Genomic DNA, 22,824 nt, shown 5'->3' on the forward strand with positions numbered 1-22,824 from the left:
CCTCTCATGCGTATCGACACCTCCCGAACCCCCAGGGTTATCCACAGGCTGTGGATAACCCTGGGGGTTCGGGCACCGGCGAAACCCGGGCGTGCCGGACACGGCCCGAGGGACGATCAGCGGGGACGATAGGCTCTGACAAGTGCGCGTTCTTGTGATTGGAACCGGCGGGCGTGAACACGCCCTGTGCCGGTCGCTGGCGGCGGACCCCCAGGTCACCGAGGTTCACTGTGCTCCCGGAAACGCGGGTATCGCGCAGGTCGCGACCCTGCATCCGGTGGTACCGACAGACCCGGCCGCGGTTACCGAACTGGCCGAGCGGCTCCGGGCGGAGCTGGTCGTGATCGGCCCCGAGGCCCCGCTGGTCGCCGGCGTCGCCGACGCCGTCAGGCAGGCCGGCATCCCCTGTTTCGGCCCCTCACGGCAGGCGGCCCAGATCGAGGGTTCCAAGTCCTTCGCCAAGGACGTCATGGTCGCGGCGGGCGTGCCCACCGGGCGGTCCCACAGCTGCGTCACGCCCCAGGAGGTCGCCGCGGCGCTCGACGAGTTCGGCACCCCGTACGTGGTCAAGGACGACGGCCTGGCCGCCGGCAAGGGCGTGGTGGTCACCGACGACCGCGAGGAGGCGCTCCGGCACGCCGCCGCCTGCGAGCGGGTGGTCGTCGAGGAGTTCCTCGACGGCCCCGAGGTCTCGTTGTTCGCGCTCTGCGACGGCGCCACGGCCGTGGCGCTCCAGCCCGCCCAGGACCACAAGCGCGCCTACGACGACGACCAGGGCCCCAACACCGGCGGGATGGGTGCCTACACGCCGCTGCCGTGGGCCCCGGACGACCTCGCCGACCAGGTGATGGCCGAGACCGTCATACCGACCGTGACCGAGCTGGCCAGGCGTGGCATGCCGTACACGGGGGTGCTGTACGTGGGGCTGGCCCTCACCTCCAAGGGCCCGAAGGTGATCGAGTTCAACGCGCGGTTCGGCGACCCGGAGACCCAGGTCGTGCTGGACCGGCTCCAGACGCCCCTCGCGGGCCTGCTGCTCGCCTGCGCGAACGGGACGCTCGACCGGTTCGGGCCGCTCTCCTATCGCGACGGCGCCGCGGTGACCGTGGTGATCGCGGCGGAGAACTACCCGGCGGATCCGGTGAAGGGCGACGTGATCGAAGGGCTGTCCGACCCGGTCGAGGACGCCTACGTGCTGCACTCGGGCACCGCGCTGGACGGCGACCGGATCGTCTCGAACGGCGGCCGGGTGCTCAGCGTGGTCGGCACCGGGCCCGACGTCCCCGCGGCGCGGGCGGCGGCCTACGAGGCGGTGGAGCACATCCGGCTGCGCGGCTCGCACCACCGCACCGACATCGCGGGCCGCGCCCTCTGAAGGCGGCACGGCCCTCCTGAGGCTTGACGCGCCCCCCCGGCCGAAGGCCGGGGCACCGGCCCGCATTCGGGTAGCGCCTGATCGGCATGTCGCGATAAGCCTGGGGCAGTCGGCGCCCAGCCCAGGCCGACCCCGCGCCGACCCCGCGCCGACTCCGCCCCCCGGAGGAACGATGTCGCTTGATCCAGCGTTGACCGCCGAGCGGATCGGCGACACCGGCGTGCTGCGCTGGCCGGGGACCTGGCGGGTCTACGTGGCCACCCGGAGCGAGGAGATCAGGGCCGACGCCGAGCGCGCCCTGACGATGTGCGACGAGGCGGGCCGGCTGGTCTCGGCGGGCGAGGGCATCGGCACGCACCTGGCCCGCGCGCAGGCGTACGCGCGCAGCAGGCACGGCGTGCGGCGCTGGCTGACCGGCCAGGCCATCGAGGGCGCCTGGTCCAACGTCAACAGCGCCACCGTGATGCTGTACGGCGTGCTGCCGGTGGCGGAGCTGTGCGGGCGGGCGCCGGAGGTGGTCGCGATCGGCCGGGCCTACCTGCCCGGTGACGACCCCCGGCTTGTCCACCTCCAGGCCAGGCTGGCGGCGGGAGACCTCGGTGAGAACGACCGGCCGCTGATGCAGTCGGTGCTGCGGGCCGCGTACACCGCGCAGGCGATGGACACCGGGCGGGTCCGCAGCTTCCGCAACCTGCTCCTCGGCGGGGTGGTCATGCTCTCCCTGATCGTGCTGAGCGTGGTGGTCATCGGTGCGATCTGGCCGGACGTCATCCCGATGTGCGGCGACCAGTCGGTGATCCGCACCCAGGGGCTGATGCCCGCCCAGATCTGCCCGACCGGCGGCCTGCGGCCCGGCCACGGCGACGTCCCGCTGGTGGCCCTGATCGGCATGCTGGGCGCGGCGCTGGCCACCGCCGCCTCGCTGTCGACCCGCTCGGAGCTGTCCACCCGCTACTCGCTGGCCGTCGTCCAGAACCTGCTCAAGGCGCCCGCGGGGGTGGCCACGGCCGTGCTCGGGCTGCTGATCCTGAACTCGGGTTTCGTGCCCGGTTTCGCGGGGCTCGGCTCGCAGCCCGCGATCCTGGTCTGGGCGATGGCGTTCGGGTACGGACAGCAGGTCGTCACCCGCTTCGTGGACCAGCGGGCCGACAATCTCCTGTCGGCCGCCTCCCCGCTCACCACCGCGGTGAACACGAAGGGCAGGTAGCATCCGAGGCCCGGGGGCTCCCGGTGCCGCGCCCCGCAGTGGCACCCGCGAGCCCGGAAACCGCAGGCGAGGGCGTGGTCGCCGGGCAACACGACGGCGGCAGATGACTTATCGGCCGGTTCAGGGGCAGTTCACCTTCGAACTGGCCGGTTCAGGGGCATTCAACGGCTACTGTTGGCCGATAACCTCGGCTGCCGCCTCGCGCCACACGAGTTACCCAGAACACTTCCAAGGAGCATGACGCATGGTCCGTTACCGCGTGCGCGGTGGCAACCCACTTCGTGGAACCGCCTTCATCCAGGGTGCCAAGAACGCCGTGTTGCCCATGATCGGTGCCGCGCTGCTGGCTTCCAAAGGTCGCACGGTCCTGCGCAACGTCCCCATCATCGAGGACGTCCGGCGTGCGGTCGAGCTGGCAGAGACGGTCGGCGCCAAGGTCGAGCTCCACGAGGCGGAGCGCACACTGGTGATCGACGCCTCGACGCTGAGCAGCCCGGTGCTGCCCGCGGAGATCGCCCGGCGCTTCCGCGGCTCGGTGCTGTTCGTGCCCGCCCTGCTGCACCGCCTCGGCGAGGCGATCATCGAGGGCGTGGGCGGCTGCAACCTGGGCAGCCGCAACCTCGACTTCCACTATCTGGGCTACAAGCGCCTGGGCGCGATCGTGGACGAGGGTGACGCGGTCATCCACGTCAAGTCGGCGGGCCTCACCGGCGCCACCCTGTACCTGGACACCCCCTCGCACACCGGCACCGAGAACCTGATCATGGCCGCCGCCCTCGGACGCGGCACCACCGTGATCGAGAACGCCGCGCTGGAGCCCGAGGTCCTCGATGTGATCGACATGCTGACCCGGATGGGCGCGAAGATCAGCGGCGGCGGCACCGGGTTCATCACCGTGGAGGGCGTGGAGGAGCTCCAGGCCGTCGAGCACACCGTGATGCCGGACCGCCTCGACGCGGGCGTGTTCGCCATGGCCGCCGCCGTCACCGGCGGAGAGGTCAACCTGGTCGGCGCCGACCTGGACCACCTCGGCGTGGTCCGCTACAAGCTGGAGCAGATGGGGGTGGAGTTCGCCGACCACGGCGCGGTGCTGCACGTGCGCAGGGATCGTCCGCTGCGTCCGATCAATGTGATCACCGACACCTATCCCGGCTTCGCCACCGATCTGCAGTCGCCGATCATGACGGTCGCCTGTCTCGCCGACGGCGCCAGCTACATTCATGAACGAATCTTCGACGGTCGTTTCGCTCTGGCCTCAGAACTGAACAAAATGGGCGCCGATATTGAAGTGAAAGAGAACAGCGCCGTGGTTCGTGGTGCGACTCCGCTCACTGGAACACAGGTGACCGCTCACGACCTGCGTTCGGGAATCGCCCTCGTGCTCGCGGGTCTGGCCGCCGAAGGGGAGACCGTGATCGGATCGGGATATCTCATCGACCGCGGGCACTCTTATCTGGCCGAGCGCATGCAGGCCCTGGGCGGCGATGTGCGCCGAGAGATTTCAGCATCATAATCAGCGGGTTTGAGCTGCTCAAAAACCGCGCTGACCTGTGTAAACGATGCCAGTCATGGGTTTAACCCGGAAGCAGCTTCCGGAATTGGCCGCAAATCGGGCGTGACATTACGGCCCTCACAAGCGATCGTTCCAAAAGAGAGCCGAAAACAAACGGACGGCATGATGGGACGAACATTGGTCGAGCGGGCCGAAGAAGCGCCACGAGTGTCACGCCCGGGTGCCATGACACCAGACCTCACCATCGGTGTGGTGGGCCCCCATGACCTCGTTGAACGGGTGATGTTGATGGGGCACGCGGCGGCCCCATTACCCTGCCGCTTGGTGGCGGCGGCATACCGTGACGAGCAGGAGGCCGCGGACAAGGTCACTCGGTTGGGAGCCGGGGTGGACGCATGTCTGTTCGCCAGCCCGGTCCCCTACGACCTGGCCCGGCGATCGGGGGTGCTGACGATGCCCGCGACGTATGTCCAGCTCGGCGGCGCCGCGCTGATCGCCGCGCTGGCGAGGGCCGCGTTGGACGAGCGGATAGACCCGCGCAGGGTCAGCATCGACATCCTGAGCAGAGCAGAGGTCGAGGAGGCCTATAGCGATCTGAGCCTTCCCTCAGGGGACGTGCAGAGCCGCGACGAGCCGGGCGCCACCGGCACGATCGCGGCCTTCCATGAACGCCTCGCCCGCCAGGGCAGCACGAGCGGGGCGCTCACCTGCCTGCCCGCGGTCGCCGACCGCCTTCAGACGGCAGGGGTGCCCGTGGTCAGGATCCGCCCCACCTCCGCCGCAGTGCGTACTGCGCTGCACACGGCGGCGCTGCTCGGCGCGCACCACCGGCTGGAGGAGTCACAACTCACCGTGGTCCTGGTGGAGGTGCCCACGTTGCGCGAGCCGGTCCGCCGGGCCGCGCCACGCTACTGGCGCGACGAGCTCCGGCTCTCCCTGCACCGGTTGCTGGTGCAGGAGGCCAACCGGATCAACGCGTCGGTCACCGCGGTCGACGATCACAGCTACATGGTCACCGCGACCCGCGGCTCGGTGGCCTCGGCCACCGAGGGGTTCCGGGTCCTGCCGTTCGCCGCGCGGGTCCGCGACGAGCTCGGCCTGGCGGTCGAGGTCGGCGTCGGCATGGGCCGTACCACCCACGACGCCGAGTCGCACGCCAGGGCCGCTCTGGCGCGCACCCAGGCGGGCAAGCAGGCCCAGGGCTTCGCGGTCGACCGCGAGGGCAGGGCACTGATCCCGGCTCCCAGGATGCCTCCCCAGGGCACGGGACCGCTGAAGCCCAAGGGTGTGGAGGTGCTGGCCCGGCTGGCCGCCAAGCTTGAGGGTGGGGACACGGTGGTGGACGCGGAGGGCGCGGGCAAGATGCTGGGCGTCACCCCGCGTACGGCACGGCGACTGCTGCGCACGCTGGTAGACGAGGGACTCGCGTGGCCGCTTCCGCCGAACCGGACGCCGCAGCCCGGCCGTCCCCGCCAGCTGTACCGGCTGATCGTGGAGAAGCTCGGCACCCGCTGAGCCCTCCGCCTTTCGACCTGGAGGCTTCCGCCGCACCCGGACGGCGGAACCTCCCAGGTCACGGCCCGTCCGGCTCGGCGTGGCGCGACCGGCGGGGGCACGGTCCGCCCGCCCCGGCGCGGCGAGGGTCCGCCAGGCCGCGAGCGTCGATCTCAGCGTGGCGGAGGGGACCGAACCCCGCGTGCGATATGTCGGGCCCTGCCAGTATTGTCACGAGCTATGCGTCATGACAGTGCTGACAGCCGTAAGGCGCTCCTCGTCTGGGGGGCGCTGGCGATCGTGTACGTGGTGTGGGGATCCACCTACCTCGCGATCATGATCGTGATCGAGACGATGCCCCCGCTGCTCAGCGGCGCCATCCGCTTCGTCACGGCCGCGCTCGTCCTCGGCGTCGCGGTGCGCCTGCTGAAGGGGCGCGAGTCCTTCCGGATGACCTGGAAGGAGGCCGGTGGGGCCGCCCTGGTCGGCCTGCTGCTGCTGAACGGCGGCAACGGCATGGTCGCCGTGGCCGAGCAGCACATCTCCAGCGGACTGGCGGCGCTGCTGGTGGCCTCGACACCACTCTGGCTCGTGATCTTCAGGGTCCTGTTCAGGGACCGGCCGCAGGTACTGACGCTCGCCGGGGTGCTCATCGGGTTCGGCGGTGTGGCGGTCCTCTCGCTGACCGGTGGGGGCAGCGCGGCCGACAGCACCGGAATCGTGATCATCCTGCTGGCGTCGCTGTCCTGGTCGGTCGGCTCGTTCCTGACCTCCCGCATCCCGATGCCCGCGAACCCCTTCACCGCGAGCGCCGTCGAGATGGCCGCCGGCGGCGTCGGACTCGCCCTGACCGCCACCGTGGTGGGCGAGCACGTCGACCTCGCGGACGTCTCCACCCGGTCGTGGATCGCGCTCGCCTACCTGATCATGGTCGGGTCGCTGGTCGGCTTCACGGCGTATGTGTGGCTGCTGAACAACGCCCCGATCTCGCTGGTCTCCACCTACGCCTACGTCAACCCGGTCGTGGCGGTCGTGCTGGGCGCCCTCGTACTGAGCGAGGAGGTCACCGGTTCGATGATCGCGGGCGGCCTGGTGATCGTCCTCGGCGTGGCCCTGGTGGTCTCCACGGAGCGGCGCAGGAAGCCGGAACCCGTCTCCGGCCCTGAGCCCGCGACCGTGTAGGCCGCGGGCTCGCCCTCACGCGGTGGTCATCCCGCCGCGGCGCTCCCTGCCGGTGCCGGAAACGCCGCGGCGAGGCGGTCAGCCCCTCGGAAAGGCCGCGGCGACCGCCAGGAAGGTGTCGTTGGCCTCGGGCTCGCCGATGGAGACACGGACGCCCTCGCCGGCGAAGGGCCGCACCGCGACGCCCTCGGCCGCGCACGCCTCGGCGAAGTCGAGCGTGTGCTCGTTCAGCCGGAGCCAGACGAAGTTGGCCTCGGTCGCCGGCACCGTCCAGCCCTGGGCGACGAGCGCTCCGCGGACCCGGTCGCGCTCCTTGACCACGACCTCGACCCGCTCCAGCAACTCCTCCTCGGCCGCCAGCGAGGCGATCGCCGCGACCTGGGCGAGTTGGTTGACCGCGAACGGCACGGTCGCCTTGCGGACCGCCGACGCCACCGGCTCCGCGGCGATCAGGTAGCCCACCCGGAGCCCGGCCAGGCCGTACGCCTTGGAGAAGGTGCGCAGCACCGCCACGTTCGGCCGGTCGCGGTAGACGCCGACCCCGTCGGGGACCCCGGCGTCCCTGACGTACTCGTGGTACGCCTCGTCGAGCACGACCAGCACGTCCTGCGGAACCCGGTCGAGGAACGCCTCCAGCTCGGCCGCCTGGACCACGGTGCCGGTGGGGTTGTTCGGGTTGCAGACGAAGATCATGCGGGTGTGCGGGGTGATCGCGTCGGCCATGGCCTCCAGATGGTGCCCCTCGCCCAGCAGCGGGACCCGCACCGAGGTCGCCCCCGCCAGATCGGCCAGGAGCGGGTACGCCTCGAAGGACCGCCAGGCGTAGATCACTTCGGCGCCCGGCTCGCTCACGGTCTCGAAGAGCTGCTGGGCCACCGTCACCGAGCCCGCGCCGAGCGCGATGTGCTCGGCCGGCACGCCGAACCGCTCGGCGAGCGCCTCGGTCAGCCCGGTGGCGGCCGGGTCGGGATAGCGGTGCATCTGGCCCGCGGCCCTGGCGACCGCCTCGACGACCGAGGGCAGCGGCTCGTAGGGGGATTCGTTCGAGGAGAGCTTGTAGGACCGGCCGTCGGCGGACACCACGGCCTTGCCCGCCCGGTAAGGGGGCATTGTGTCCAGGATCGCGCGGAAACGAGGCATGGCCTTACTTTATGAGCAGCGGGCGGATGAGGCATCATCCTGTAAGACTGGAGGTGAGAGGCATGCCCGAGCGGAAGGACGACATGAGCATCGCACCGCTGGCCGACGTCGAGCCCATCCCCGACTGGGCGATCCCCCCCATAGAGGGCTTTACCGCCGATGACCTCGACCGGCTTCCGGGGATCCCTCCTCATACGGAACTGATCGATGGCACTCTCGTGTTCGTGAGCCCCCAGACCCGTTTTCACGCTCTCGTGCTCTTCCTCCTGCACAGAGAGCTTGATCGGACGGCACCCGCCCACCTTCGGGTGGAGCGGGAGATGACGGTGAAACTGGGGCGACGCCAACGGCCGGAGCCAGACCTGGTGATCCTGCACGCACATGCTCCCTCCGACATGATGCGGACTTTCTACGAGGCGGAAGACGTGCTGCTCGCCATCGAGGTCGTCTCCGAGGAGTCCGAGGAACGCGATCGCAACCGCAAGCCCCAGATGTACGCCGAGGCCGGCATCCCCCATTTCTGGCGGATCGAGAACGTCGAGGGCCGCCCCAGCGTCCACGTCTACGAACTGAACCCGGTGACCGGGGTGTACGCACTCACCGGCGTTCACCAGAACCGGCTGAAGCTCGGTCTCCCCTACGACATCGACATCGATCTGACGGAGATCGGCGACCCTCGGCCTTGACCGGTCGGCAGGCCGGTGAGGTCCTTCCTGGAGCCCGGCGGGTGCCGCGGAGACCCAGGCAGAGATCCCCGGCGTACCACGCCGGAGAGGGCCGTCAGTCCTTGAGGGAGCGGAGCATCGGAGGGTGGAGCATCGTGGCGGGCCCGCGGCGGTAGAGCTTGGCCGGGCGGCCGCCGTCACGGGTGGTGGTGTCACCGGTGGGCACTAGGAAACCCTCGGCCTTGGTGACCTTGCGGTGGAAGTTCCGCGGGTCGAGGACACGGCCCCAGACGATCTCGTAGACCCGGCGCAGCTCGGCGACGGTGAACTCCGGCGGGCAGAAGGCCGCGCCGAGCGGGGTGTACTCCAGCTTGCCCCGGGCCCGCTCGATCCCGTCGACCATGATGCGCCGGTGGTCGAAGGCCATCTCGCGCAGTAGCGAGGAGACCGGCTGCCAGCTCATGTGCGCCTCGGTGGAGGCCGGAAGGTCGGGGGCGAGACCGAGGTAGGCGACGCTCAGCACGCGCTGGCGCGGGTCGCGGTCGGGGTAGCCGTAGGTCTGGAGCTGTTCCAGGTGCACGGGCGCGCCCGGCAGACCGGCCCGCTCCGCGAGAATCCGCTCCGCCGCGGCGGGCAGATCCTCGTCGAGATGGATGAAGCCGCCTGACAGGGCCCAGCGTCCCTCGTACGGCGGCTTGTCGCGCCGCCAGACGAGCGCGCACAGCGCCTGGAAACGCACCGTGAGGACGACCAGGTCCACGCTGACGGGAATGCGCGGAACCATGGCAGGCACGTTACACCGGTCAGAGCCTCACCCGGACGTGCAACGGCTCGGAGGCGGCACGCCCGTCGGCCGCGGCGACCGAGACCTTGACCCAGGTGTCCTCGGGCACCTGGGACCAGTCGAACGGGATCCAGGCGGTCTCCATCCGCACCGGCAGACCGGGCGGCATGTCCGTGAGGTTCACCCCGGCCACGTCGACGACACGGGGCTCCTGCTGCCCCTCCCAGGTGATCGTGACCTTGGAGCCCATGGGCATGTTGTAACCGCGGACCTCCATGCCGTCCTGGATGTCGCGTCGCATGCGGACCGCGTCGGCCGCGATGGGCCGGTTCCAGTCACGGGCGATCTCCTCGGCGAGGGAGGGCGAGCCGCAGGTGTAGAAGTCGCTCCACATGTAGGAGACGACCTTGGAGACATAACGTCCGACCTGCGCCACGGCCGTGTCGAGCCGTTCCTTGTCGGTGCTCCCCCTGTCGTACCCGGCCGCGCAGGTCTCCTCTCCGGACGGCTCGAACGCCTCGACGTTGGCCCAGAGTTCCACGTTGTGGCCCCGCTCGGCCATCTCCGTCCGGACGGTCGACATCTCCCGGTAGTAGTCGCGGGTCGAGCCGTGGTAGGCGTCGCCGTTGCGCTTCTCCCCGACGACCGGCCACAGCCGCCTGTCGGCCTTCTCCTCGCGCTGGTCGGGCCAGAACAGCCCGACCTTCCCCGTTCCCCGGCTGTCCTGCGGCGCGATGATCCCGACTCCGGTTCTGACCAGGGCCTCGAAGCCCCTGGCCACCTGCTTGGGAGTGGCGCTGAACGGCTTGTCCTTGCGGGCGTCGAGGTAGGGGCTGACCAGGACGGGGCTGCCGGGCATCTCCTGCTCGACGATCTGGTGCTGCGAGGCGTACATCTTGAGCGTCGGGTGGTCGTCGTCCGACTCGCCGGTGTACTTCATCTCCCGCATCTGCAGCTCGAACGGCTGGTAGAAGCCGCCCAGCGAGGGCCGGTCCCGGAAGCGGGCACCGTAGTCCTGCATGATGCGCCGGGTGAGCGTGGTGAGCGTGTCCGTGCCCTGCTTGGCGGCCCGGGTCTGCTGCGCCGGGTCGCGGGGGGCCAGCGGCAGCGCGGGGAACACCTTCACCCCGAACTGGTCACCGAGGTCGAGCAGCTCGGTGAGGCTGTCCTCGTGCGCGCCCGCGATCAGGATCACGTGGTAGCCGCGCCCCTTGCCCCTGATGTTCTCGCAGCTCGCGTCGTCGCTGCCGTCGTCGGTGGCGACGATCCGGTAGAAGACGGTCTTCCGCGTGACGATCTTCCGCTCGAACTCGGGACAGCGGAAGAGCTGGGAGCCGAACGCCTCATCGGTCCGGTAGACGAACGTCCAGCTCACCCGGTTGCCCGGGTTGGCGGCCTTGAGGTCGTTCTCCGCCGCGGCCACGCACGGCACCCCGTTCTCCTCACACGGCTCGTAGCGGGAATCGATCTTCCCTTCGCGGTCGAGGATCCGGCCGTCGTCGTCGACGTTGCGGGCCTGCAGGCCCCAGCCGATCCGGATCACGGTGTCGCCGCCCACCTTGTGGATGGCGGCGAACTGCCGTCGCCAGGTGCAGTGGTCGGCGGTCGGGACGAGCCAGTAGCCGGTGATCGCGTACGGCGCCCCCATGGCCGTGTCGAACGTTCCACACGGGTCGGTGAACTCGGTCGCCACCGGCACCGGCACCGAAGGGGAGGGCGAGAGCGGCGAGCTCCCACTGGTCGGGGAGCCGTCTTCGACGGGCGTGATCATCACGAACGCCGCCACTCCCGCGAGGATCGCCACGCCCAGGAAAGCGATGAGCCAGCGCACGTTCAGGACACTACCGTTCTTGTGATCTGGCAGACATAAGGAGCTTTGTCATACCGGAAATCAGCTCTTGACGCCCGCCCACGCCTCCAGCTGGGCGACGAAACGACGGGCCGAGTTGGGCCAGTGGTGGTTCGCACGGGCCGCCGCATACCCCCGAGCGCCCTGGGCATGCCTCGCCGAGACGTCGTCGCGGAGGAAGAGCACGGCCTGGGCCACGGCCTTGGGATCCCGCCAGGGCACGACCATGCCGCTGTCGTAGCGCTCGACCAGTTCCACCGCGCGGGGCGAGGGAGTGGTGATCACCGGAATGCCGTGGGCCATGTACTCCACGATCTTCGTGGGCATGGAGTGCCGGTAGTTGGGCTCGTCGTGCAGCAGGGAGAGGCCGGCCAGCGCGCCGTCGAGCCGCTTGAGCGCCTCGTCGTTGGGCATGAAGTCGCGCCACTCCAGCACACCCTCCGCCACCGCCTCGTTCAGCGTCGGCCGCGACTGCGGGTCGGCGTAGCCGATCAGTTCGACCGCCACCCGGTACGGCTGGAGCAGCCGTGCCACCTCGATGGCCTCGCGCACCCCGCGCGCCTCCGACAGCCAGCCGAGGTAGACGATGCGGTCGTCACCCGGCGGCGTCACCTCGTCGGGCACCCAGGTCTCGTTGGGCACCACCAGGTGGGCCTGGCGGAACCGTCCGGCGTAGGCGGTCTCGGCCAGCAGCAGGTGCAGGTATCGCTCGGCGGTGCCTTCGAGGAGGCGGGCCATGAAGCGCACCGGCGGGCGGAGGAACGCCGGCAGCCAGGGCTTCAGCGACAGCGTCGCCGGAGTGTCCTCGTGCACGTCCCAGACCACCGGGGGCCGCTTGCGCACCCCCACCACCGCGAGCAGCAGCTCGGGGTCGTGGATGACCACCAGGTCCACCTGCCCGCGCATGCGCTTGAAGACCTTGCGCGCGGCGCGCACCGCCGACAGCCGCTTGCGCTCGGCGGCACGGGGAAGGTCGATGCCGTTCACCCAGGATCGGGCCATGACGCCCCGCGCCGTGTACGGGGCCGCGTACGTGACCTCATGACCGGCGTCCACGAGCGCGCGGATCTGCCGGTGCAGGATCCGGGCGTCCTCGGGATGATGCACCACGGTCATGACGAGCACGTGCACTGCGCGCAGCCCTTCGTCGCTAGAGCCGCTCGACGCGTTCACCCTCGGCGAGCACGCCTCGGGTGTCGAGCACGAGCTTGCCTTGGTCCTCGACAATCGACAGGTCGAAGGCGGCGTGTTGCTGGAGCAACAGCGTCACGTCGGCTTCGACGACTCCCCTGGCGAGGTCTTCCTCGCGCGGCACCTGGACTCCGTCGACCCGCCAGTCCTTGACGTACGGGTCGGTGAAGACCAGTTCCGCGCCCAGCTCCCGCAACGCCCGCGCGACCGGCAGGGCCGGGGTCTCGCGCTCGTCGGCGATGTCGGGCTTGTACGTGACACCGAGCAACAGCACCCTGGAGCCGTTGACCGGCTTCCTGTGCCGGTTGAGCAGGCGCTGCACGCGGGCCACCACGTACGACGGCATCCGCTCGTTGATCTCCTGGGCCAGCTCGACGAAGCGGAACGGATAGCCCAGCTTGCGCACCGTGTAGGAGAGGTAGGACGGGTCGACGGGGATACAGTGACCGCCGACACCCGGTCCGGGGAGGAACTTCTGGAAGCCGAACGGCTTGGTGGCGGCGGCCTCGATCGACTCCCAGAGGTCGACGCCCAGCTCGTCGCAGAAGATCGCCATCTCGTTGACGAGGGCGATGTTGACGTGGCGGTAGGTGTTCTCCAGGAGCTTGGCCATCTCGGCCTCGCGGGTGCCGCTGACCGGCACGACCTGTTCGATGAACTGGGAGTAGAACCCGACCGCGCGGTCCTTGCAGGCGGAGGTGTAGCCGCCGACGACCTTCGGTGTGTTGCGCAGGCCGTACTTGGGGTTGCCCGGGTCGATGCGCTCGGGCGAGAAGGCGAGGTGGAAGTCGGTGCCCGCGGTGAGGCCGGAGCCCTCCTCCAGGATGGGGCGGGCGACCTCGTCGGTGGTGCCGGGCCAGGTGGTGGACTCCAGAACCACCAGCGAGCCCGCGCGAAGGTTACGTGCGACGGTGCCGGTGGCGCCCTCGACCGCGGACAGGTCGGGGCGGTGGTCCTCGTCGAGCGGGGTCGGCACGCAGATGACAATGGTCCGGCTGTCGGCCAGCACGGACTCGTCCCCCGTGGCGGTGAATCCCCCCGCCAGCATGTGCTCAAGGTCGGCGTCGGTCAGGTCGTCGATGTAGGACCTGCCCGCGTTGAGAGCAGCGATCTTGACGGGGTCGACCTCGAAGCCGATGACCCGCAGACCGGCTGCCGTGGCCTCCTTGGCCAGGGGCATGCCGACGTAGCCCAGACCGATGATGGCCAGGTCGTAGGCAGTCACTGGATGACCTTGGAACGCCGGAAACAACACTTCATGGTCGCAAAGGCTATCTCAAGTCCGAACGAGCTACGCCTAATGCGATTGAACGCATCACAAACGGCAGGTATCCCCGGTGCCATGACAAGGTCATTAACCGGCAATGGATCGGTAAATATCACGGTACGTCTCCGCGATGCGGCTCCACGTACGCTTCGCGGCCACCTCTGCCCGTCCAGCCTCACCCATCTCGGCCCTTCGCCCCGGATCGTCACGTAGTCCGGCGATCGCCTTGGCCAGTGCCTCGGGGTCTCCCGCCGGCACCAGAAGCCCGGCGCCGTCGGAACCCACGAGCTCCGACAGGGCGGGCAGGTCGCTCAGCACGACCGGCTTGCCGAGAGCCATCGCCTCGACCGGTTTCAATGGCGTAACAAGTCGGCAGACCCGCAGGTCCTCTCGGGGACAGACGAAGATGTCGATCGCCGACTGGGCCTGCAGCGCCTCGTCGGGGCCGACCCGTCCCGGCATGATCGCGATGTCGCCGAGCCCCAGTTCCTCGACCTGCTCCAGCAGTGCCGCCCGCTCCACGCCGTCGCCGACGAGCAGCATCTTGACCGGCGCGCCCTCGTCCCGCAGCAGCGCGGCGGCGTTGATCATGGTGGCGAAACCCTCGTAGGCCACGATGCTCGACACCGAACCCATGACGACGTCACCGGGCTCGATGCCGTAGGCGGCGCGGAACGCCGCACCGTCGTACTCGGCACTGAGCAGCGAGTCGTCGACCGCGTTCGGCGCCAGGTAGATCTTTTCCCTCGGCACCCCCCGCTCGACGATCTCGGTTGCCATGGTCTCGGCGAGGGTGACCACCGCGTCGGCGGAGCGCATGATGAACGCCTCGCGGTCGCGCTGGAGCACGTGCCGCTGGCTGCCGATGCGCTTGGGGTCGCGGGAGGCCCAGGTCTCCTCCAGGAAGCCCCGGACCTCGTAGACCATCGGCGTGCCGGTCCGCTCGCGCACCGCCAGCGCCACCGAGCCGTTGCGGTGGTCGGTCGCGGCGTGCAGCACCTGCGGACGCAGGGTCCTGACCAGCTCGGTGACCTCTCCGGCGCCCCGGATCATCCGCCCCTGGCTCTCGAAGGGCACCTCGCCGCTCGGCAGCAGCCGGTGGTAGGGGATCCCGTCGATCTCCTCGTACGGCGTCGCGTCGGCGTGGCCCTGCATCATCGGCCAGCCCCAGCTGGTCACGACGTGCGGATCCAGCCCGGCGGCCTTCTGCGAGGTGACGATGCGGTGCGTGCGAACCGTGTATCCGGCCTGCGTGTACGGCAGCGCGTTGGTCACGCAGTGCAGCACCCGGCCACCGAACCGCTCACCCACGATCACCTTCGCCTTGGGCGGGATCGGGTTCGGCTGGATCGAGGCCAGCTCTCCGGCGTAGTAGGCGGCCCGGCGCTTGATGAAGGGGTACCGGGTATGGGCCTGGAGCACCTCGGCGGCCTCGCTCATCCGGCCGGCGTCGAAGTGCTCCTTCGCCTCGGTCCACGGGCCCTTCACCATGCGCATGCCGAGCTTGCGAACGACGATCTTGGCGCGGCGCGCGACGGGCCAGGCGAACCGGCCCACGATGGGACGGACGCTCGACGGGAGCGTCTCGGCCGCCGCCTGTGCCACGCGTACCGGGTCGGACTTGACCTTCGTCGCCACGACCCGGGAGACGATCACCGGATGCTGGACGAAACCCTTGATCAACCCGCGCAGGCCGGCCCTGGCCGACTTCGCCGACACCGGAGCCTGTGACACCGGCCCCGCGGGGGCCTTCCCACCGTCCGGGGGCGTCGCCGGAGCGGGGAGCGTCGCCGACGCCTGGGGCGTGTCCGAACCGGGAAGCGTCTCCACGACCGGGGGCGTCTCCGCACTCGGCGGCGGGGCGGGCTCGGTGGGCACCTCCACGGCCGGAGGCAGTTCCACGGCCGCGGTCGTCTCCGGTTCGGAGGGCGTTTCCGCCTCCGGGGCCGTCGCCGTGCCCGAGGTCGCCACCGGCTCCGCGTCAGGCTCGGCGGCCGGAGGCGTCACCGATGTGGCGGGTGTCGCCGGCACCGAGGGCTTCTCGGGAGCCGAGGGCTTCGCGGGAACCTTCGCGGGAACCGAGGGGGAGTCTGGCCTGTTGGCATCGGATACCACGCCGTGACCGTACCATAGGCAAGGTTTGCCCCACTGCCGCATGAAAGGCGAGGTCAATGAGGGACTTTGCCGGTCCGGGCGCTGCTCAGGGCCCCGAGAATCCCCTTGTCCTGCACGTGCTCGGCGCACGGCCCAACTTCGTGAAGGCCGCTCCGGTGGTGCGCGCGCTCGCCGAACTGGGCGTGCGGCAGGGCATCGTCCACACCGGCCAGCACTACGACGCGCTCATGTCGGACGTGTTCTTCGCCGACCTCGGTCTCCCCGAGCCGATCGCCAACCTGGCCGTCGGTTCCGGCTCGCACGCCCGCCAGACGGCGGCGCTGCTCGTCGGCCTTGAGGACGTGGTGCTCGAACAGCGGCCGACGCTGGTCGTCGTCTACGGCGACGTGAACTCGACGCTGGCCGCGATCCTGGTGTGCGCCAAGCTGCACGTGCCGACCGCGCACGTGGAGGCGGGCCTGCGCTCCTTCGACCGGGAGATGCCGGAGGAGGTCAACCGGATCGTCACCGACGCGCTGTCCGACATCCTCTTCGCCACCTCTCCCGACGCGCTCTCCTACCTGGCCGCCGAGGGTGTCGACCCGGCCCGGGTGCACCTCGTCGGCAACCCGATGATCGACAGCCTGTTCTCCGCGCTGGACCGCCTCGACCCGGCCCCGGTCCGCTCCCGGCTCGGCCTTCCCGAGCGGTACGGGGTGGCCACCCTGCACCGTCCCGGCAACGTCGACGACCCCGCCTCCGCCAAGGAGCTGGTCGAGGCGGTGCTCTCGGTGAGCGAGCGCCTCCCGGTCGTGGTGCCGCTGCACCCGCGCGGCCGGACCCGCCTGGCCGAGGCCGGGCTGGTGGACACCGAGAACCTGCGCATCATCGACCCGCTGGGCTACGTGGACTTCCTGTCGCTGGTGCGGGGCGCGACGCTGGTCGTCACCGACTCCGGCGGCGTGCAGGAGGAGACGACCATGCTGGGCGTCCCCTGCCTCACCGTGCGGCCCAACACCGAGCGGCCGATCACCATCACGCACGGCACCAACCGGCTGGTCACCCCCGCGCAGCTGCCCGCCGCCGCCGACCTGGCACTGGCGGACGGCGCGGCGACGCCTTCCGGCGAGCTGCCCCCGCTCTGGGACGGCAAGGCCGGTCCCCGGATCGCCCGGGTGATCGAGAACTGGCTGCGCGGCGGCAATCTCTCCCCGGCCGGGCAATCCGTACCGCCCAAATCACTTTAAAACGGCTATTTCGGCACGGCTTAGGCCGTAGCCTGGCACGACCCCGGACAAAGGCGATCCCCCATGAGCGAAGAGACCCCCGAAGAGCCGAAGTTCCAGCGTCTTGGGCCGATCAACTGGCTGCCCGAGGAGCGCAAGGTCGTCGAGCGCTTCGAGGAGCGTGTCCGGGACCTTGAGCGGCGGCTCGCCATCGCCGAGGCGAAGGCCGACTACGCGCAGTGGAAGCTGGAGTCGACCAAGGTGCAGCGCCCGTACCGGGTGGCCGAGGCACTGACCGCGGCCAAGGGATCGGGGGTCACCGCACTGCCGGGCAAACTGCGCTCCGCGATGCAGACGCGCAGGGGCCCCAAGCCGCCCCGCCCGGTGGCCGAGGTGGTCGCCGAGCTCGACCGGCAGGGGCCCGTGGTCGACGTGCCGCAGGTCAAGTGGCCGGTCGGCCCGATCGTCCGTCCGGACATGAAGGTCGCGGTCATCCTGGACGACTTCTCCCGGATGGCCTTCAAGTACGAGTGGGACCAGATCGAGTTCGGGCTCCGCGACTGGCCGGAGATCTTCGCCGAGCGCCGTCCCGAGCTGCTGTTCGTGGAGTCGGCCTGGCACGGCAACCAGGGCCGCTGGCGCTACCAGATGACCGGGACGAACGCCCCCAAGCCCGAGCTGCGCGCCCTGATCGACTGGTGCCGCGTCGAGGGGATCCCCACGGTCTTCTGGAACAAGGAGGACCCGCCGAACTTCGACTTCTTCATCGACACGGCCAAGCTGTTCGACTACGTCTTCACCTGCGACGGCGACATGGTCCCCCGCTACCGCGAGGTGCTGGGCCACGACCGGGTCGACGTGCTGCAGTTCGCCGCACAACCCCGGGTGCACAACCCGATCCAGGAGAAGCGCGGCCGCCTGAACGACGTGGTCTTCGCCGGCATGTACTTCAGGGACAAGCACCCCGAGCGCCGCGAACAGATGGAGACCGTCCTCGCCCCGATCCGCGAGCTCGGCCTGCACATCTTCGCGCGCAATGGGACCGTGGACGAGAAGTACGCCTGGCCTGCCGAGTATGTCCCGCACATCGTGGGCGAGCTCCCGTACGACCAGATGCTGGCCGCGTACAAGATGTACAAGGTCTTCCTCAACGTGAACTCGGTACTCGACTCGCCGACTATGTGCGCCCGCCGGGTCTTCGAGCTGTCGGCCTGCTCGACGTCGATCGTCTCGGGCTGGTCGCGGGCCATCGAGGAGACCTTCGGGTCGCTGATCCCGATCGCCCGTGACGAGCTGGAGTCGTACAACCAGGTCCTGCACCTGATCAACAGCCCCGAGCTGCGCGCCCGCCAGGGGCACCTGGCGATGCGCGAGGTCTTCGACAAGCACCTGTTCTCGCACCGGGTGGACCAGATCCTGGAGATCCTCGGCAAGCCGGTGCAGCGGCGGACCCGGTCGATCTCGGTGGTGCTGCCCACCAACCGGGCCGCCCAGATCGAGCACGCGATCTCCTCGGTGGCCAAGCAGATCCACCGCCCTGTCCAGCTCGTCATGGTCCTGCACGGGCTCGACATCGACCCCGTCGTGGTGGCGGACAAGGCGCGGATGGCCGGGATCACCGACGTCGTGGTGCTGCCCGCCGACTCGTCACTGTCGCTGGGCGCCTGCCTCAACCTGGGCATCGCCGCCGCCGAGGGCGAGCTGATCGCCAAGATGGACGACGACAACCTGTACGGCGAGCACTACCTGTCGGACCTGGCCCGCGCCTTCGACTACTCCGACGCCGAACTGGTCGGCAAGGGCGCGCACTACGCCTACTTCGAGGGCAGCAACACCACGATGCTCCGCCTGCCGGGGCTGGAGCACCGCTACGCCTTCCTGGTGCAGGGCGGCACCTTCCTCGGCAGGGCGGACATGTTCCGGCACTACGGCTTCGAGGACGTGACCCGGGGCGAGGACACCCGCCTGGTCCGCCGGCTCAAGGAGGACCGGGTCAAGATCTACTCCGCGGACCGGTTCAACTTCGTCTACTGGCGCAGCGGGGACGCGGGCATGCACACCTGGCAGGCCGACGACATCAAGCTCACTCGTAATGCGCAGTTCTCTTTTGTCGGGCATCCGGACGCGCATGTGATGATCTGATTTTCCGGCCGGGGCGTCGCGAGGGTTTCCGGCGTGCTCGATGACGGGACGTGTTCTCTTGCGGGGACGTGTTCGCGCTCCGGTGGGTGGGTGCTCCGGGCGGCCGTCGTTGGTGGCGGGTCTGGGGATTCGGGCCTCCGGCCCGGCGGGCGCGGTGGTCGCGGATTCTTATAAGCCGCCCGGAGCACCCACCCACCTCCGCGCACCCCTTGTCCCGCCGTACGGTCTACGGGCCGTAGTCGCTTCCTTGCGGGCCGCCCATCGGGCTCTTCGACGCTGAAGCAATCCGTACGGGGATCGTTCCGGGTCCGTCGCCGTAGCTGAAGCAGCGGTGCGGGAAGGAGCGCAGGGGGGCTCACCGTAGTTCATCGGGCCCGTTGTGATTCGCTGGCGCTGGTCGGTTCGCTGCGGCTTGTCGTTGCGGGTCATGGTTTGGGTCGGGGGCGAATGTAGCTGTCTGACAGGGCGCGTCGCGGCTTAGACCGCGGCTCAGATCGCGACTCGGATCGTCGCTGTGACCGGAGGGAGGGGTACGCCTCGGAAGGGGAGTTCCGGCCGGGTGGGCCAGCTGGAGAGGGGGCCGGGTCCGTCAGGTCCGTCTGATCTCGTGCGCGCGGTCGAGACCGTTTGCTTGGCGTTCGCCGACATCGACGTCCCATCCACAAGCCGGTCCTCAGCCCCCTCCAAGCGGGTTCCCAGCGCCGGTCCGTAGCCTCATCCTCGCCCCTCGCCCCTCGCGCCCGAGGCGACCGGGCATCCGAGCGACGACGAGGAGAGGGACCTTGCCGGAGACCGGGAACGGCTCGATGACCGCTGACGAGCGGATCGACAGGTGCCTGCGAGAGGGATCGACCACGCTGGACCTGTCCGGGCTCGACCTGGACACGGTGCCGGAATCGCTCGGCGATCTCACCCATCTGACCGATCTCTACCTGCGCGATAATCGGCTGACCGTTCTGCCCGATTGGCTGGGGAATCTCACCGCCCTCACCGCACTCTGCCTGGACAACAACCAGTTGACCGCTTTGCCGGAGTCGTTGGGGAACCTCACCGAGCTCGGATGGCTCTATCTGAGCGACAACCAATTGACCGTTCTGCCGGAGTCGTTGGAGAACCTCACCGAGCTCGACTATTTCCACCTGGAGGGTAACCGGCTGACCGCTTTGCCGGAGTCATTGGGGAACCTCGCCAAGCTCAGCGAGCTTTGCCTGGACAACAACCAGTTGACCGCTTTGCCAGAGTCGTTGGGGAACCTCACCGAGCTCTGGTGGCTCTACTTGGGCAACAACCAGTTGACTGTTCTGCCGGAGTCGTTGGAGAACCTCACCGAGCTCACCGTGCTCGATCTGACCGGTAACCAGCTGACCGCTTTGCCGGAGTCAGTGGGCAACCTCGCCGCCCTCACCGAACTCTGCCTAGGGGCTAACCGGTTGACCGCTCTACCTGAGTCGCTGGGGAACCTCGCCGCCCTCACCAGGCTCAGTGTGGGCGGTAACCGGTTGACCGCTCTGCCCGAGTCGCTGGGCAATCTCACCGCCCTCACCGAGCTCAGTGTGAGCGATAACCCGCTGACCGCTCTGCCCGATTGGCTGGGCGACCTTCCCGCCCTCAGCGAGGGCACCAGGCTCCTACTGAGTGTCTTCTATGAGGAGCGTTGGGGCTGGTGGGGTCAGAGAATTCCACCGGCCCCACCAGGCCACGGCTCTTGATGACCCCGCCGGCCAACCTGCGGTACACGAGCGACCTGTTCGTGATGTGACCCGTTGGGTCCTGTCGGCATGCGATGCACGGCAACGGTCTTCTGACGGCGCGCCGGAGACGGAGAACTGTTGGAGGAGAACAAGGCGGTCGCGGGTGCCTGGGGGTCAGCGTCCTGTGCGCGTGTAGGCGCGGAGCGACAGCGGGACGAAGATCACCAGCAGCGCGGCCGACCAGAGCAGGACGGCGGTCACCGGATGCGCGAGTGGCCAGGCCACGTCTCCGGACGGGGCGCCCGGGTTGCCGAACAGCTCCCGTGAGGCGGCGGTGAGCGCGCTCACCGGGTTCCAGTCGGCGATGAACCGCAACCAGGCGGGCATGCCGTCGGTCGGGACGAACGCGTTGGACAGCATCGTGATCGGCAGGCCCAGCGGCACCATCGCGTCGGCGACCTGCTCGTCCTTCACCGCCAGGCCCAGGTAGACGCCCACCCAGCTCAGCGCGTACCGCAGCAGCGTCATCAGCAGGAACGCCTCGGCGGTGGGGATCAGGCCGCGGTGCGGCTGCCAGCCCACCAGCAGGCCCGTGGTCACCATGGCGGCCAGCATCAGCAGGCCGATCAGCAGGTCGGCGCCGGTCTGCCCGAACGGCACCGCCAAGCGCGCCATCGGCATGGAGCGGAAGCGGTCCGTCACGCCGCGGGAGGCATCGGTGGCCATCCGCCCCATGACCCCCAACCACGCGGAGAAGGTCACCATCGCGAACAGGCCGGGCATGAGGTACTCGCGGTAGTCGCCGCCGTCCGGCACCTGGATCGCGCTGCCGAAGACGTACCCGAACAGCACCACCATGATGACCGGGAAGACCAGCGCGGCGACGACCTGCCCAGGCTCTTGCCGCAGCCGGCTCAACTCGCGGCCGACCAGGGTCAGCCCGTCGGTGAGCGTCCAGCGCAGGCGGCCCAGTGGTGAGGTGAGGACAGTCATCGCACGGTCTCCTTGCGGTCGGTGAGGCGCAGGAACACCTCGTCGAGGGTGGGGCGGCGCAGGCTCACGTCGGCGGCGGCGACCTCGGCGCGGTCGAGCTCGCGCACGATGTCGGCGAGCCTGAGGCGGCCGCCGGGCAGGGCGACGCTGAGCCGGTCGGCGCCCGTCGCCGTGGGATCGGTGCCGGTGAGGGTGTTCAGCACGGTCATCGCCGCAGGCACCGCGGCGGGGTCTTCGAGGGTGACGTCGAGGCGGTCGCCGATCGTGGCCTTCAGCTCATCGGGCGTGCCGGTGGCGATCACCTGCCCGTGGTCGACGACGGCGATGTCGTCGGCCAGCTGGTCGGCCTCGTCCAGGTACTGCGTGGTGAGCAGCACTGTGCTGCCGTCGGCCACCAGCTCGCGGATGCTGTCCCAGATCTCGCCGCGGCTGCGCGGGTCCAGGCCGGTGGTGGGCTCGTCCAGGAAGAGCACCTGGGGGCGCAGGATGAGGCAGGTGATCAGGTCGAGTCGGCGCCGCATGCCGCCGGAGTAGCCGAGAACCGGCCGGTCGGCGGCGTCCGTCAGGCCGAAGCGCTCCAGCAGCTCGTCGGCCCGCCGGTGCGCCTCGCGCCGGGACAGGTGGGAGAGGCGCCCGAACATGCGCAGGTTGCCACGGCCGGTGAGCTTCTCGTCCACGGCGGCGTACTGGCCCGCGAGCCCGATCCTGGCGCGCACCTTGCCGGCCTCGCGGACGACGTCGTATCCGGCGATGCGGGCGTGCCCGGCATCGGGATCGGACAAGGTCGCCAGGATGCGCACCGCGGTCGTCTTTCCCGCGCCGTTGGGCCCCAGCACGCCGCAGACCGTTCCTCTCGGAACGCTCAGGTCCAAACCCCGCAGCGCATGGGTGTCGCCGAAGGACTTGTACAGCCCCTCGGCGACCACGATCGGATCAGACATGATCCCCTCCAACTGGGTACGTTGTACGCGGTATGGCGGCCAGGCTAAGCCACTGGGTACTATGTACGCA

18 protein-coding genes are annotated in these 22,824 nt (G+C 69.7%); 10 read left to right on the forward strand and 8 right to left on the reverse strand.

Annotated elements, in window-relative coordinates; all coding sequences use genetic code 11:
* Positions 1-142 precede the first annotated feature (142 nt).
* The 5 genes from purD to AB0J58_RS06460 all read left to right on the forward strand — a co-directional run bounded on the left by purD (position 143) and on the right by AB0J58_RS06460 (position 6,771).
* Positions 143-1,375: a phosphoribosylamine--glycine ligase gene (purD, locus tag AB0J58_RS06440; protein ID WP_364211067.1), complete on the forward strand. Its 1,233-nt coding sequence runs from the start codon at positions 143-145 to the stop codon at positions 1,373-1,375.
* Between the two features lie 172 nt (positions 1,376-1,547).
* Positions 1,548-2,582 (forward strand): hypothetical protein, encoded by a 1,035-nt coding sequence (locus AB0J58_RS06445; RefSeq protein WP_343961630.1) that lies wholly within the window; start codon positions 1,548-1,550, stop codon positions 2,580-2,582.
* 244 nt (positions 2,583-2,826) lie between these two features.
* The gene (gene murA, locus AB0J58_RS06450) at positions 2,827-4,095 is read left to right on the forward strand and encodes a UDP-N-acetylglucosamine 1-carboxyvinyltransferase (protein WP_030916131.1); all 1,269 of its coding nucleotides are present in this window, start codon (positions 2,827-2,829) and stop codon (positions 4,093-4,095) included.
* A 225-nt stretch (positions 4,096-4,320) separates the two neighbouring features.
* A complete protein-coding gene (locus tag AB0J58_RS06455) occupies positions 4,321-5,610 on the forward strand; it encodes a GTP cyclohydrolase IIa (protein ID WP_343961626.1) in 1,290 nt (429 codons plus the stop codon).
* Positions 5,611-5,829: 219 nt separating this feature from the next.
* Positions 5,830-6,771, forward strand: coding sequence for an EamA family transporter (locus tag AB0J58_RS06460; RefSeq protein WP_364211072.1), 942 nt, complete (start codon positions 5,830-5,832; stop codon positions 6,769-6,771).
* A gap of 78 nt (positions 6,772-6,849) precedes the next feature.
* On the opposite strand, the gene hisC is transcribed toward AB0J58_RS06460, so the two are convergent.
* Positions 6,850-7,911: a histidinol-phosphate transaminase gene (gene hisC / locus AB0J58_RS06465; protein ID WP_364211075.1), complete on the reverse strand. Its 1,062-nt coding sequence runs from the start codon at positions 7,909-7,911 to the stop codon at positions 6,850-6,852.
* A gap of 62 nt (positions 7,912-7,973) precedes the next feature.
* Between hisC and AB0J58_RS06470 the strand changes: the two genes are divergently transcribed.
* Positions 7,974-8,597, forward strand: a complete 624-nt coding sequence (locus tag AB0J58_RS06470; RefSeq protein ID WP_364211078.1) for a Uma2 family endonuclease — start codon at positions 7,974-7,976, stop codon at positions 8,595-8,597.
* A 94-nt stretch (positions 8,598-8,691) separates the two neighbouring features.
* On the opposite strand, the gene AB0J58_RS06475 is transcribed toward AB0J58_RS06470, so the two are convergent.
* From AB0J58_RS06475 to AB0J58_RS06495, 5 genes are all read right to left on the reverse strand, one after another.
* A complete protein-coding gene (locus AB0J58_RS06475) occupies positions 8,692-9,360 on the reverse strand; it encodes an NUDIX domain-containing protein (protein ID WP_343961618.1) in 669 nt (222 codons plus the stop codon).
* A gap of 19 nt (positions 9,361-9,379) precedes the next feature.
* A complete protein-coding gene (locus tag AB0J58_RS06480; RefSeq protein WP_364211081.1) occupies positions 9,380-11,191 on the reverse strand; it encodes a DUF4434 domain-containing protein in 1,812 nt (603 codons plus the stop codon).
* A 60-nt stretch (positions 11,192-11,251) separates the two neighbouring features.
* Positions 11,252-12,340: a glycosyltransferase gene (locus AB0J58_RS06485; protein ID WP_343961613.1), complete on the reverse strand. Its 1,089-nt coding sequence runs from the start codon at positions 12,338-12,340 to the stop codon at positions 11,252-11,254.
* 19 nt (positions 12,341-12,359) lie between these two features.
* Complete coding sequence (locus AB0J58_RS06490; protein WP_364211085.1) at positions 12,360-13,625, reverse strand: nucleotide sugar dehydrogenase; 1,266 nt, start codon at positions 13,623-13,625, stop codon at positions 12,360-12,362.
* 129 nt (positions 13,626-13,754) lie between these two features.
* Positions 13,755-15,350 (reverse strand): glycosyltransferase family 4 protein, encoded by a 1,596-nt coding sequence (locus AB0J58_RS06495; RefSeq protein WP_364211088.1) that lies wholly within the window; start codon positions 15,348-15,350, stop codon positions 13,755-13,757.
* On the opposite strand from AB0J58_RS06495, the gene AB0J58_RS06500 reads away from it, so the two are divergent.
* The 4 genes from AB0J58_RS06500 to AB0J58_RS06515 all read left to right on the forward strand — a co-directional run bounded on the left by AB0J58_RS06500 (position 15,343) and on the right by AB0J58_RS06515 (position 20,838).
* Positions 15,343-15,789 carry a hypothetical protein gene (locus tag AB0J58_RS06500; protein WP_364211091.1) on the forward strand — a complete coding sequence of 149 codons (447 nt, stop codon included), beginning with the start codon at positions 15,343-15,345 and terminating at the stop codon, positions 15,787-15,789. The genes AB0J58_RS06495 and AB0J58_RS06500 overlap by 8 nt on opposite strands.
* 49 nt (positions 15,790-15,838) lie before the next feature.
* Positions 15,839-17,008 (forward strand): UDP-N-acetylglucosamine 2-epimerase (non-hydrolyzing), encoded by a 1,170-nt coding sequence (gene wecB, locus AB0J58_RS06505; RefSeq protein ID WP_364211094.1) that lies wholly within the window; start codon positions 15,839-15,841, stop codon positions 17,006-17,008.
* Positions 17,009-17,071: 63 nt separating this feature from the next.
* Positions 17,072-19,129, forward strand: a complete 2,058-nt coding sequence (locus tag AB0J58_RS06510; protein ID WP_364211097.1) for a glycosyltransferase — start codon at positions 17,072-17,074, stop codon at positions 19,127-19,129.
* Between the two features lie 806 nt (positions 19,130-19,935).
* Positions 19,936-20,838: a leucine-rich repeat domain-containing protein gene (locus AB0J58_RS06515; protein WP_364211100.1), complete on the forward strand. Its 903-nt coding sequence runs from the start codon at positions 19,936-19,938 to the stop codon at positions 20,836-20,838.
* Between the two features lie 156 nt (positions 20,839-20,994).
* Here AB0J58_RS06515 and AB0J58_RS06520 read toward each other — a convergent pair whose 3' ends face one another.
* Entirely contained in the window at positions 20,995-21,813 is an 819-nt protein-coding gene (locus tag AB0J58_RS06520; protein ID WP_364211103.1) for an ABC transporter permease, read from the reverse strand.
* On the reverse strand, positions 21,810-22,754 hold the full coding sequence (locus AB0J58_RS06525) for an ATP-binding cassette domain-containing protein (RefSeq protein WP_364211106.1): 945 nt from the start codon (positions 22,752-22,754) through the stop codon (positions 21,810-21,812). The genes AB0J58_RS06520 and AB0J58_RS06525 overlap by 4 nt, the downstream gene beginning before the upstream one ends.
* Between the last annotated feature and the right edge of the window lie 70 nt (positions 22,755-22,824).

Origin of the sequence: Streptosporangium sp. NPDC049644, from assembly GCF_040675205.1 — a bacterium.
In the GTDB taxonomy this organism is placed as follows: Bacteria; Actinomycetota; Actinomycetes; order Streptosporangiales; family Streptosporangiaceae; genus Streptosporangium; species Streptosporangium fukuiense.